At 37.6% G+C, this 12,771-nt stretch carries 10 protein-coding genes and 1 pseudogene; 1 reads left to right on the plus strand and 10 read right to left on the minus strand.

The genetic code is table 11. From position 1 onward, the window contains the following. The first annotated feature begins 16 nt into the window (after window positions 1-16). Window positions 17-915: pseudogene (locus V7147_RS12700) on the plus strand (pectinesterase family protein). A 31-nt stretch (window positions 916-946) separates the two neighbouring features. Here V7147_RS12700 and V7147_RS12705 read toward each other — a convergent pair. From V7147_RS12705 to V7147_RS12750, 10 genes are all read right to left on the minus strand, one after another. After that, a complete protein-coding gene (locus tag V7147_RS12705) occupies window positions 947-2,500 on the minus strand; it encodes a glycoside hydrolase family 43 protein (RefSeq protein ID WP_335368234.1) in 1,554 nt (517 codons plus the stop codon). A gap of 11 nt (window positions 2,501-2,511) precedes the next feature. Further along, window positions 2,512-3,384, minus strand: a complete 873-nt coding sequence (locus tag V7147_RS12710) for a hypothetical protein (protein WP_335368235.1) — start codon at window positions 3,382-3,384, stop codon at window positions 2,512-2,514. Continuing rightward, window positions 3,290-4,180, minus strand: coding sequence for a glycoside hydrolase 43 family protein (locus V7147_RS12715; protein WP_438824585.1), 891 nt, complete (start codon window positions 4,178-4,180; stop codon window positions 3,290-3,292). The genes V7147_RS12710 and V7147_RS12715 overlap by 95 nt, the downstream gene beginning before the upstream one ends. Beyond that, window positions 4,077-5,093, minus strand: coding sequence for an alpha/beta hydrolase (locus V7147_RS12720; RefSeq protein ID WP_335368237.1), 1,017 nt, complete (start codon window positions 5,091-5,093; stop codon window positions 4,077-4,079). The genes V7147_RS12715 and V7147_RS12720 overlap by 104 nt, the downstream gene beginning before the upstream one ends. Window positions 5,094-5,135: 42 nt before the next feature. Then, window positions 5,136-6,650: a glycoside hydrolase family 28 protein gene (locus V7147_RS12725; protein WP_335368238.1), complete on the minus strand. Its 1,515-nt coding sequence runs from the start codon at window positions 6,648-6,650 to the stop codon at window positions 5,136-5,138. Window positions 6,651-6,921: 271 nt separating this feature from the next. Continuing rightward, window positions 6,922-8,037: a hypothetical protein gene (locus tag V7147_RS12730; RefSeq protein WP_335368239.1), complete on the minus strand. Its 1,116-nt coding sequence runs from the start codon at window positions 8,035-8,037 to the stop codon at window positions 6,922-6,924. Window positions 8,038-8,076: 39 nt separating this feature from the next. Beyond that, window positions 8,077-8,952 (minus strand): carbohydrate ABC transporter permease, encoded by an 876-nt coding sequence (locus tag V7147_RS12735; protein ID WP_335368240.1) that lies wholly within the window; start codon window positions 8,950-8,952, stop codon window positions 8,077-8,079. A gap of 68 nt (window positions 8,953-9,020) precedes the next feature. Then, window positions 9,021-10,022, minus strand: a complete 1,002-nt coding sequence (locus V7147_RS12740) for an ABC transporter permease (RefSeq protein WP_335368241.1) — start codon at window positions 10,020-10,022, stop codon at window positions 9,021-9,023. 194 nt (window positions 10,023-10,216) lie between these two features. Beyond that, window positions 10,217-11,461, minus strand: a complete 1,245-nt coding sequence (locus V7147_RS12745) for an MFS transporter (protein WP_335368242.1) — start codon at window positions 11,459-11,461, stop codon at window positions 10,217-10,219. 98 nt (window positions 11,462-11,559) lie between these two features. Beyond that, the coding region (locus tag V7147_RS12750; RefSeq protein WP_335368243.1) for an extracellular solute-binding protein at window positions 11,560-12,771 on the minus strand (1,212 nt) is incomplete at its 5' end.

Consider the following 12,771-nt stretch of genomic DNA (forward strand, 5'->3'; position numbering starts at 1 on the left):
AAAAGGAGATACACTCATGCAAAAATTAGTAGTCTCTAAAAATGGAGATGGAGACTTTACGACGATTCAGGCCGCGATTGACGCGGTTCGGGTCTTTCCTTTGGAACCAGCCATGATCCATGTAAATGAAGGTGTCTACGAGGAAATTATTACAGTGCCTGAAAACAAACCCAATATCAGTATCATTGGGGCTGGAGAAAATAAAACGATTATTTCAGGCAATAAATATGCCCGCATGAAAAATGAGAATGGCACTGAAATTGGAACATTTGAAACGGCTGTTTTCCATGCATTTGCAGACCTCTTTCAATTGAAACATCTAACGATTCAAAATGTCGCTGGTTTCGGTGATGAGATTGGTCAAGCACTTGCACTATATATCGCTGGCGATAAATGTAGTTTTAAGCATGTAAGACTACTAGGAAATCAAGACACCCTATACACCTCAAAGGGTAGGCATTATTTTTCAAAGTGTTATATTGAAGGGCATGTTGATTCATCTTTGGTTCAGGTATTGCTGTATTTGAAGATTGCCAGATTCATAGCCTGCGCAATGGCTATATTACCGCAGCTTCCACACCAGAGGAAAATGCATTTGGCTTTGTGTTCAAAAACTGCAGGCTAACTGGCGAAAAGGTAGGCACTGGAGTATATTTAGGTCGTCCATGGCGACCATATGCGCATACGGTATTTATCAATACGTGGATGGGTGAGCATATCCTGCCACATGGTTGGGATAATTGGCGTAATGAAGAAAATGAAAAAACAGCACGATATTTTGAATTTGATAATACTGGGCCAGGAAGTGATTCCTCTGACAGAGTTAGTTGGGTAAAACAATTAGCCGAAGCGCAAGCCGCAAAGTACACATTAGAAAATATCTTTCATGCAAAAGACAAATGGTTACCAAAATAAGCTCCCAGTGTGGGAGCTTATTTTTTGGGCATTACTCTAAACCAATGTATTCAAAGTAATCAAAGTCTGCAAAGTTCGAGGACTCTATGCCGTTGGAACTGGCATACATTCCCATATAAGTTCCTGTAAATCCACCTGCAACGTCCGAGCATAGAATTCTTCCGTCTATATCTTCCTTTAAGATTTCCCATTTTTCTGGATCCCTCGCAAAATAAAAATGATACGACTGTCCATATGCCTCTACTTTAAGAAAGATCTGTTGATCTTGATACGGTTTTACTGCAAGGATTTCTTCATTTCTCGTTTCTCTTTTTATTAATCGGATCTCTCCTTGTGTGTATTCAACACGGTAGTGGAAATCAGTATTTTGCAGCAAGACTATTCCTGCAACTTCATGCTTATTGTTTGGTGAAAATTCCATTTTTGTACGAGCGGCAAAGTTAATATGACATTGCCTACGTCCGATAAAAGCAGGGTTAACTGCTTCTGTAATTGTTTCATGCTTTAATCGTAAGCGTAAATGCCCTTGGCGTTCCTTTAATGACCAAAAGTCCTCACGAGGTGTTCGGATAAAATTCCATTGCATTTGTAATTCCTGATGATCAAAATGATCACAGGCAGCCTCTGTTGGCCATCTCTTTACCTCTAAATTAGGTCTTACCCCTTCTACTTCAACAATGCCTTTACCTGGATTGACTACTGGCCATCCATCTTCCCATTTGAGTGGAACAAGAAAAGACTCCCTGCCTAAGTTACGATATTGCCCTCCGTATGGACGTGACCCCAAACAAACCATCCACCACTCGCCATTAGACGTTTGAACAATATCTCCATGCCCCACATTTGATATCGGATATTCCCTTCCTAAATGTCGATGAGTTAAAATTGGATTTGTTTTAGCACCTTCATAAGGACCTGTAATCGTTTCACTGCGAGCAACAGTGATTGAATGGGTAAAGCCAGTGCCACCTTCCGCAATTAGTAAATAATACATTCCGTCCACTTTATAGATATGTGGTGCTTCTTGGGCATGTATATACTTTAATGCCCCGTCCCAAAGACTATATTTCTCTCCGGTCAATTGCTTCGTCTCTAAGTCTAATTCCTGCAGCCAAATTTCCATATGTTTAGGATACAGTTGACCATCTGGTGGGCGTCGATTTGCTGTTACATATACTTTCCCGTCATCATCGAAAAATAAGGATGTATCAATACCTGGACAATCCTCTAACCAAAATGGATCAGACCATGGGCCTTCGGGTTGTTCTGCAGTAACAAAGAAATTTCTTCTTGCACCCGTTTGACTTTCCACGAAGGTTGTAATGACATAAAAGATTCCTTTGTGATACCGAATGGTTGCTGCATAGATTCCTTTAGAATTCGGTGTACCGTCAAGGTTCAATTGGCTAGATCGAGTCAGCACATGTCCGATTTGTCGCCAGTTTACTAGGTCCTTACTATGAAAAATAGGAATCCCTGGAAAATATTCAAAAGTGGATGTAACTAAATAATAATCCTCTTCGACTCGACAAATTGATGGGTCTGGATAAAATCCCGGCAAAATTGGATTTTTAAAAGTAGACATAAAATTCCCCCCTATTTGTGAACTTTAAAAAAGTCGAATTCTGCATACCCTTTGCTATTGTCATGTCTAGTGTTATAACAATAGATTCCGATTTGAGCACCAACCCATTTACCAGGGATAGCTTCAAATATCTCATCTACCTTCGTAAAGGTAACTCCATCCTCACTATAACTAAAGCTGCAAATTGCACCTTCATCAACCTCTACACGGATGGATAGTTCATCTGCTTTCAATATCCCGACACACACTTCATTTTGAAGCTTCTCCTCATCGCCTGTAACATAAAAAACGCCTAACTGCTCTTCTACTTGCTTAATTGCAATCGAAGCGTGTTGTTTTCCTAAAATCACTAACCCGGTTAAGTCATGTTTTGTTTCAGGAGCAAATCTCAGTTTTGTTGTTACTTTAAAGGTTTCTGCAGGGAATTTCTGTGTCATAATATTTGGGATATGGTAAAGATTTGATTCATCTGGATTTCCAATCGCGTGTAATCGAAGCATCTGCTCCTTTAATTCATACCAATGTGATTTACAATTTGCTTGCCATTGCCATTGAAGCCCTAATTGTTCTGAGCTAAAATCATCACTCATGGCTGGAACTACAATCTTTGAAGCTACTTTCGATTTTGGCTTATCCCATTGGAGTACTGGTTCACCGATTCCTTCATCATTTTGGTTATGCCCCATTACTGGCCAATCATTTTCCCAATACATGGGCTGGAGATGGACAATTCGACCGTAAGCTCCCTTATCCTGAAAATGAAGAAACCATGATTCTCCTGTTTCTGTCTCAACCCAGCCGCCTTGATGTGGGCCATTTATAATCCGTATTTCCTTGATGTAATACGATTTTTTCTTCATAAGGACCGAAAATATGTTTTGCACGAAGTATAGTCTGCCAACCCGTCGCAACTCCTCCGGCAGGTGCAAAAATATAATAATATCCATTGCGTTTGTACAATTTCGGTCCTTCAATCGTCGGATGATTTTCATTTCCGTCAAAAACGTGAACTCCTTCATCTATCAGCTCTGTTCCATCTGGCTTCATTCGACTTATATGAAGAACACTCTTAAATCCAATTCTGCTTCTTGCAAAAGCACTCACTAAGTATGCCTGCCCATCATCATCCCAAAACGGACAAGTATCAATCCAACCCTTCGCTTCCTTAACAAAATGTAAGGGAGTCCAGTCTCCAGAAGGATCCTCTGCCGTACTCATAAAAATCCCTTCGTCTGGCGCACCAAAAAACACCCAGAACCTCCCCTCGTGATAGCGAATACNNTTATCATAGGTCTCAAATGGCATTGAATCCGCTACATGATTGATAATCTTCCAGTTAACAAGATCAGTAGAATGTAAAACCGGCAAACAAGGTGACATATGAAAACTTGATGAAACCATATAATAGTCATTGCCTACACGAATAACATCGGGATCTGAGTAATCTGCATGTAAAATTGGGTTTTGAAACATACCATTTTCTAAATCGGCTTGCCATACATTACGAACAGCAAGGCTCTTCTTAGCTTCCGTCATGTGTTTGTTCATCTCCAACAGGTTTTTGATTGTGGGAATACTATTTTTTTTCATTAAAAACCGAACATAACCAATCAAAAGATTGGTCACCGCATATTTCATGACCACCTTCAAATAGTTGCCAATGTACAAGGTGTTCAACATTACGCTCAGAATAGATGCTTTTAATTTGTTCAATTGCATTTTCTGTTTCTTTTACAGGAAAGAGGTGGTCCATTTTTCCTGACTCAATAAATAACGGGCGTGGCACCATTAAGCCAATTAATTCAGGCATCTCTGCGGACTGCAGTATTCCCGGCACATAATTGTCCAAACAATGCCTCCTGTTCATTATGCTTCCTTTGAATGTATTGGTATAACCCGATATGACTGTCGCCTGAATACGCTTATCAAGTATTGATGTGAAGGCGGCAACAAGTCCCCCTCCTGAAATGCCCATACACCCGATTCGAGTAGCATCAATTTCCTCATATTCTTCCATAAAATCTAGTACTCTTTGACATTCAAAAACACGAAGTCCCGCAAGTGTCTTACCGTAAAGAAGCAATTGGCTAGCCAATGAATAACATGAATTATCTGATGGTGATTGGCGTATGTCGTTTGAATAGTTACGCTCACCAAAACCAATTAATTCAGGTGCCATCACAACAAATCCACGTTTTACGAGCTCTATTGCGAAATCTTTATGTAACCCAGGATCGCCTTTTCGGTCATTGCCATAAGGATCTAGACCCACAATATCTTTGTTTCCATATCCATGACCATGCAATGCAAGAATCGCTGGGGCCTTTTTGCCCTCAAGATTATTTGGAACTAGGACATACATCTGTAACCTAATAGTTGGTAGTGTTGTAATCTCAATACTATACCTTGTATATTGGTCATAAACCTTTTGCTCGACGATTTTAGGGTTAAGTGGAGCATCAGACGTATATGCCCCCATTAATTCCTGAAATTTTGAAATTAAAGATGACTGCCATACTTCGTCATAGGATTTGGATTTGCTTTTTACGGTAGCTTGATATAAATCATCCAAAAATTGATGGTTTACCCACATGTAAATCCCTCCATATTTGCAAAATCAGCTGGACAAAAGATCTTATTTTAAAACATTTAGTTCTTCTAAATAATTGAGGCTTGCCATTTGCGTCGTATTGCCCTCAACATTTTTCTTTTCGACATGTTTTAAAACAACAACTGGTGTGGAGTCATGTTGGTTTCGCATTGAGAAATGATCAATATTGACATGATCACTATCCTCAATTTGTAGTCCTGGGCCTTGACGAGTTTCTACGCGTACATGATGGATATCTAGATTTGAAATATATTTTCCGAAGATTCCCGCTCCAGCCATTACTAATTCTTCCTGAACCATGTCTGGCTCTCCACCCTCTTCCATTGGGTCAAGGGTCATTTCAAATGTAGAATGATGGATTGAAATATCCGAAATCGGTCTTTCAGGAAGTCCATAAATAAACCCTGCAGCTGCCCGGCAGTTTCTAGCTGTTATATTACTAATTTGAATATGTTCAATTTCTGGGGTTTTTTCTGTAATTGGTTGTACTTCAAGACTATTCACTGTCGGATCTTTCTCATTCACACCATGGCGATAAAATGAATTGATTGCAATTGGACATAATACATCTTCCATATAAATATTGTTCACTAGGATATTTTTCACATATCCCCCTCGCTCGCGATTCGTTTTTATACGGACCCCACGGTCTGTTCCAATAAATGTACAATTCGATATCGTTACATTTTTAATTCCACCGGACATCTCACTTCCAAGAACGATTCCACCATGCCCATGGTGCATTGTACAATTTGTTACAACCACGTTTTCTGTAGGCATTCCTACTCTTCTTCCATCTTCATTAATTCCAGATTTTAAAACGAGACAATCATCTCCAACAGCGAAGTGGCAATCTGAAACTCGTACGTTTGTACAGGAATCGATGTCAAAGCCATCACCGTTTGGTGTGTCTGCTGGATTTTCAAAGGTTACATTATGGACGGTGACATGGTCGCAATACACAAGGTGTGTATTCCAAAATGGTGAGTTTTTTAAAGTGACACCTTCAATTGTGACATGCTCACAGTTCATTAATTGTAATAATGGTGGACGTAAGAATTGAGAATCCCATTCCACTAAATTGGTTTCAATGGGTTCCATAATCCCGTGATTAAGCTCTGCTATTCGTTCGGTCGTCATTGAAGAGTATGCTTTACTATTTTCACGAAGCTGTCTATTAATCAACCACCATGCTTTCCCTTGTCCATCAAAGGAACCTTCTCCTTTAATAGATACATTGTTGAGATTTTCTCCGAAAATTAATGGAGAATATCCATAACATTCATAGCCAGACCAACGTGTCTTAACTGGTTGATAACGATCAAATTCGTCATAAAACCTTATAGTTGCACCCGCTTCCAAGTAAAGGGTAATATTGCTTTTAAGCACAATAGGTCCTGTTAAATACGTTCCAGATGGCACAAAAACAGTTCCCCCCCCATTATCAGACGTCTGATTAATTGCCTGCGCAATAATCTCGGTATTATCGGTATGATTATCTCCAATTGCTCCTAATTGCGTGATGTCTATAAAAGCCAATCTAATCCCTCCAAAAAATCAAATTTGCCTTGGCGTATTTGCGCCCAGATTTTAGGCCCACAGGAAGTGGGTCATAAAGACGTTGCCACAGGAAGTGGCGTTTTTAGTCTTTGATCTTACTGCTCGAAAAGTTTCCTTTGAAAATCTGTGGCATCCGCCGGAGGCTTTAACTTTATTCAGTCGGAGTTTGAACCCCGACTGAGTTGTATACTCAGTTTTCATTCATCCCCACTTGTAGAAGTAGGGGACTTCTTCTGAATAAAGTTATTTGCTATTTCTCTTGTAATCTCTTTTCTAACAAACCATAAAAATTCTCAGAACCCTTAATTGGGATTACAGTTCTTCCGGCTAATTTGTGTAATTGTAATCGAATCAGAGTTGCTTGAGTACCTGCATTCATATCCCCTTCGTATAAACCTTTGCCTAATTGAACTGCAACAGGCATAGCCGGATAAAATTCGTCAGATTTAATCTGTGCAACATTTGGGGCAGTTGGTGAATTGTCAATTTCTCTAGAAAAACCGCCATCGGGGCGTTTTAATTTTTCAATATTATCAACCGTAATTTGAATAATTTCTTCAAGTTCTCGATCCGGTATTTCAAGATTAATGTACGATAATAAGTCAATCGGATTCCTTATGTAGCACATATCCTTGGCAATTTCGGTACGTAAACACTGAAGAATGCTTTGATACATTTTTTCAACCCTCGGCATCGGTAGTCCGAACTTATGGTAGAACGTATGAAGCTTAAAGGTCCCTGAGATTCGGACATACATGCTGCCCTCTCCCCAAAGACCTGTTTGTGAATCTTGAATACTTTCTAGATACTTTCTTGCCCTTTGAATCATATTTTCCTGTTTCACTTTATCCATCTGCCCAATATACATGCAGGATGAAGCTAATAAATCACAGCCACGCCAACTATTCACTAAACTAATACTTTTCCATTTTTTTACGTATTCTTCTTCAGAATTCACGTAATTAGGGGCTTTATTAAGTTCAACAGGTGATTGGTAGAGAGGTGAACCACCTAAACGGTTTAATGAGTTCACTGAATAATTGAAGGCTCTGCTCACCATTACCTCATCATCTTTCATGTGTGGGTTTTCATCTAGAAAATAACCTGATTCTGAGTCTTGTTTATGTTGAAAAAAAGAAATAAATTTTGCCCGTAAATCTACGGGCATTTTAGAAAGTAATTCATTTCGCAGTAAAATGTTTAAAGCTTGGGCGGTTGATTCGATATCAGTTGTAAAGGAGCTATCAGATACCGAACTTTTCGCATAATAGAAACCGCCTGTTAGCGGATTGTATTGATCCGCCAGCCATTCAAAAAATCCATCAAATAGAGAATCTAATTTCTCAAAGGAATTTGTGATACCCATCTGAAGCACTCCTTCTTATTTAGTTATAAAAAATTCTTATTACTCCTTCATAGAACCGAGCATAGCTCCTTTAGTGAAGTATTTTTGTAGGAATGGATAAACCATTAATACAGGGATTGTCGCGACAACAATTACGGCCATCTTGATTGTTATATCTGGTGGTGGAATATTTGTAAATTCAGAGCTGTCGTAGCTAAGTCCACTCGCAAGAACAACAATTTGCCTTAGTAAAACCTGAATTGGCCATTTTGCTGCATCATTGATATATAGAATTGCATGCATATATGTGTTCCAGTAGGCAACAGCATAGAATAAAGAAACCGTTGCTAGGGCTGGTTTTGAGATAGGCATAACAATTCTAAATAGGACTCCAAAGTCGTTACAGCCATCAATTTTAGCTGACTCAATTAAACCTTCAGGTAATCCCATAATGAAGCTTCGTAATATAATCATGTTAAATACGTTGATTGTTACTGGCACGATTAATGCTGCATAGCTATCTAGTAAACCAGTATTTTTAACAATTAAGAAAGTTGGAATCATTCCACCACTAAATAACATGGTGAATACGAATAAGAATAAGATTTGTCTTCTACCAATCAGATCCTTACGCGACAGCCCATAAGCTGTTAATAATGTAATGAACATACTCCATAATGTACCGATAAGTGTTACTCCAATTGAAACAAACAATGCCCTAAAGATGGTATTCGTTGAGAATATATACTTGTACGCATCTAAACTAAACACAGTTGGAAATAAGACAAAACGTTTATCTGCTAACTCTGCACTTGTTGTAAATGATGCTGCGATAACATGTACAAATGGCAGGACCATTGTAAGTGCTATCAAAATAAGCAATAAATTATTTCCCCATCGAAAGATACGGGCTCCTAACTCTTTTTCTCCTACCATGCTTTCACTCCCTTTTGTTATTAATAATCTGTCCGCCGGAGGCGCAAACAATTTGAATAAAGTTTGTCTTAGTAAATACCTTCTTCTCCAAATTTCTTAGCCATTCTATTTGCAAAGACAACTAGGATTAAGCCTACAAGCCCTTTAAACAAGCCGACTGCAGTACTGTAGCTATATTGTCCTTGCAATAATCCAGTTACATAAACATACGTATCAAAAATCTCAGCAACACTACGGTTCGAAGCATTTAATAATAGATAAACATGCTCAAAACCAAGCTCTAAAACATCCCCGATTTTTAGGATAAGGAGGACAATGATTACTGGTCGAATTGCAGGTAGTGTAATATGCCAAATTTGACGTAATTTACTTGCCCCGTCCATTTTGGCGGCTTCATATAATCCAGGATCAACTCCTGATATGGCTGCTAAGTAAATGATTGTTCCCCAACCAGCACTTTGCCACACAACTTGGATAATATATATAGGTCTAAACCAATCAGAGTTCATTAAGAAGTTGACTTTATTCAATCCTAGACTTACTAATAATTCATTGATTAATCCGCCATCCATTGTTAATAGAACAAAGCTGATTGAAACAATGATTACCCAACTCATGAAATGTGGGATATAAATTAGTGATTGAATCGTTCTTTTAAAGAAAAGGTTTTTCGCTTCATTCAGCATTAATGCCAAAATGATTGGAATTGGAAACGCTATAAAAATATGCAATCCAAAAAGAACAAGTGTATTTCGTAAAATCATCCAAAAGTCTGAATCTGAGAATAAGTTGATAAAGTGTTCAAACCCTACCCAATCACTCCCCAAAATTCCTTGATATGGTTTGTAATTTTGAAATGAAATGACTAGACCAAGCATTGGAACGTACTTATAAATTAGTAAAAACAATAAACCTGGTAAGATCATCAAATATAATAATTTATTTTTGAAAATGCGTCTCTTTATTTCGGCTTTAAAGCTTCGTTGCAGTTCATTGCTAGTAACTGTTTGTTGTGTCGTTAGTTCTGCTCCGCCATTTTGTTCAATAACTGTTTCTGACTTCACCCTCATCATCCTTTCATCTTTTATTCATAATCGCGAATATATTTTCTTTAAAGGTTTGTAATGATATTTAATAGGAGTTGTATGTGTTACCGATATGAAACAAACCTTATACTTGTATTTTGTAAATTTTTTTAAATTTCGTAAATAATCAAAGTTTCATATACCGGGTGGATTGTGATGGTTTAGTAGACTTTGATGGCTTATCTTAGATTATGATTATATTGACTACCTTTATTTTTCGTAAAGACTGATTGTTTATTTGTAACCAAATACGGGATGAGCCATTGTACTACCGCTAATGTAAAAAGAACGAATGGAATACTGTCTGCTTTAATGCCATTCACGAAAGCTAAGAAAATGATTATCCCAAAACCTCTACCCAAATTAATAATAGTTTCTCGTAACACAACTGCTTCTGTCCTAAAATTCGATTTTAATGGAAGCTGTCCGATCATGTTATAGTAAAAAGCTTCATATGCATTCCCTTGCAAGGGCTTAAATATGGAATAAACAGACATAAATAAAATAACCGTTAAAGCCGATAATTCTGTTAGTAAAAAAACGCAAGATAATGTGAAGCCTGCTGCGGATATTAGTAAATATTTCACAGTACCTTCGGATTGGGCAAACCGTGAAATTAAATAGCTAGATAAAATTGATAATGACAAAAAAACTATATTTAAATAGGCTACTGTTTGTTCCTTAAGAAAAATCTCATATAACAAAATAGATGGAATGAATGATAAAATTCCATGCGGAAAGCCTAAAATAAACCATCCGAATAAAGATTTCTTAAACCCTGAATCCTTTTTAATCATTAAAGGCAGATACTTCATATAGTACGCTGTATGATGATTCTCTTCCTTTTTCAACTTCATACTTCCAACTGCTGCGATTGCAAACATCACAAAAGCTGCACCGAAAACAATCATATAACCTTGGAATCCTGAGTATAATCCGATGATAAAACCAGCAATTGCCGGCCCTGAAAGATTTGTACCATTCATTACAATCGTATTTATACCTAAAACGCGAAGTCGATTTTGATCTGTTGAAACCTCATGTACAATTGTGAAATATCCTAGCCAGTATAAGGCTTGTGACATACCTTTCATAATTGCGAAGACAAGATAGAACGTCACTATTTCTTCTTGGGCAATTAAAATAAAAAGATAAAAGAAAGCAGTAATAAAGATCCCTAACCGATATGCAAGCAGCTTTCCTTTCCGTTTTGCAAATTTTCCAATTGAAAATGTTGTAGCAGCCTGTGCAAGGAGCGCTACTAAATTGAAGACAGCATTTATGAATAGGCTGTTGGTTAATCTCCATAAATAAATATTGAGAAAGATTAGCGACATTGAATTTCCAAATTGATAAATAGCATGATTTACAAGGGAAATGACGGCTTGCTGATTTAATCTTTTCGCCTTTTCAATACGGAACATATAGTAGTTCACATCCCAGAATTACATTTTGTGAATTTTTCGCCAATCGTAATAAAATAAAAGGCTGTATTGCACAGCCTTTTATCTTATTTGATAGATTACTTAGACTTTTTATTCGACTCGTTAAATTCCTTAATTACATTATCTCCACCAGACTTCTTCCAATCGTTAATCACTTTTTCGAAGCCTGCTTTATCAAGATCTCCTAAGATATATTGATAAGTTGCATCTGTGATTTTTTGGTTTAGAAGTTCGCCTTTTTCAGCGAACGTTGCAGAGTCAAGCGCAACTGTTGGATCGTGAATTAGGTAGTTTTCATTATCAATTATTAATTCTTCTGCCTTTTCCTTTGCAGGTAATGTAAACACTCCATCATATCGACCATTTGTTTTGATTTCACCAATTTCAAGTGCTTGATATGGCTTAACGTCACGGTTTGTTAAATCTTGATCCTCTGATGCTAGAGCTCTTCCATCTTGTACTTCATAATGCTCTCCTTCTATACCCCAGAAAATAAGGTTAGAAAGCTCAGGAGTCATTAATTTATCAAAGAAACCAAGGATTCCTTTTAACTGTTCTTCCGTTTTAACAGCTGATTTCGGGAATAATACAACGTTTCCGTAACCAGGGATTGCCCATACGCCGAATTCACTATTTGGACCATGAATGTTATTGTGCACATCATATTCAATGTCAGGATTTAATTGAACTGCATCCTTATGAAGGCTTACAACGTCAGCCATTGAACCGATATACATTCCAGCAGTACCATTTTTAAAGAATGCTTGTTGATCTTCTTTACTTGTTACTGGGAAGTCTTGGTTAATATATCCATTATCACGTAGCTCTTTAAAGTAATCCATTGTGTCGTAAAATTCATCAAACATAAATCTTGGTAGTAATTCCCCGTCTTTTTCTCCCCATCCATTAGGAGACCCAAACCAAGATGCTACTGTATCAAATGCACCATAAGCTAAATCTGCGCGATCAGTAAGACCAAATGTATCATTTTTTCCATTTCCATCTGGATCTTGTTCTGTAAATGCCTTAGCCATTGCATAAATATCTTCCGTAGTTTCAGGAGTACTTAGACCTAATTTATCTGCCCAATCTTTTCGATAGATCAAACCTTGACGTGATAACGGTCTTCCTTGATATATTGAATAAATTTTTCCGTCAACAGCTGTGTTTGCTAAGATTTGCTCATTCAATTTGCTTAAGTTTGGAAACTCGTCCAAGTATGGTCCGATTTCCCAAAATTGTTCATCGCGAATTGCTTCTTTAAATTGAATGAATGTTGTTTGGTTTTT

Origin of the sequence: Bacillus sp. JJ1521 (assembly GCF_036965165.1) — a bacterium.
Taxonomy (GTDB): Bacteria; Bacillota; Bacilli; order Bacillales; family Bacillaceae_L; genus Ferdinandcohnia.

What these genes read in the sequence shown, in the direction of transcription:
- V7147_RS12745 (WP_335368242.1), bottom strand. Translation starts at nt 11,461, where the DNA reads ATGTTCCGTATTGAAAAGGCGAAAAGATTAAATCAGCAAGCCGTCATT.
- V7147_RS12735 (WP_335368240.1), bottom strand. Translation starts at nt 8,952, where the DNA reads ATGGTAGGAGAAAAAGAGTTAGGAGCCCGTATCTTTCGATGGGGAAAT.
- V7147_RS12740 (WP_335368241.1), bottom strand. Translation starts at nt 10,022, where the DNA reads ATGAGGGTGAAGTCAGAAACAGTTATTGAACAAAATGGCGGAGCAGAA.
- V7147_RS12720 (WP_335368237.1), bottom strand. Translation starts at nt 5,093, where the DNA reads ATGTGGGTAAACCATCAATTTTTGGATGATTTATATCAAGCTACCGTA.
- V7147_RS12705 (WP_335368234.1), bottom strand. Translation starts at nt 2,500, where the DNA reads ATGTCTACTTTTAAAAATCCAATTTTGCCGGGATTTTATCCAGACCCA.
- V7147_RS12730 (WP_335368239.1), bottom strand. Translation starts at nt 8,037, where the DNA reads ATGGGTATCACAAATTCCTTTGAGAAATTAGATTCTCTATTTGATGGA.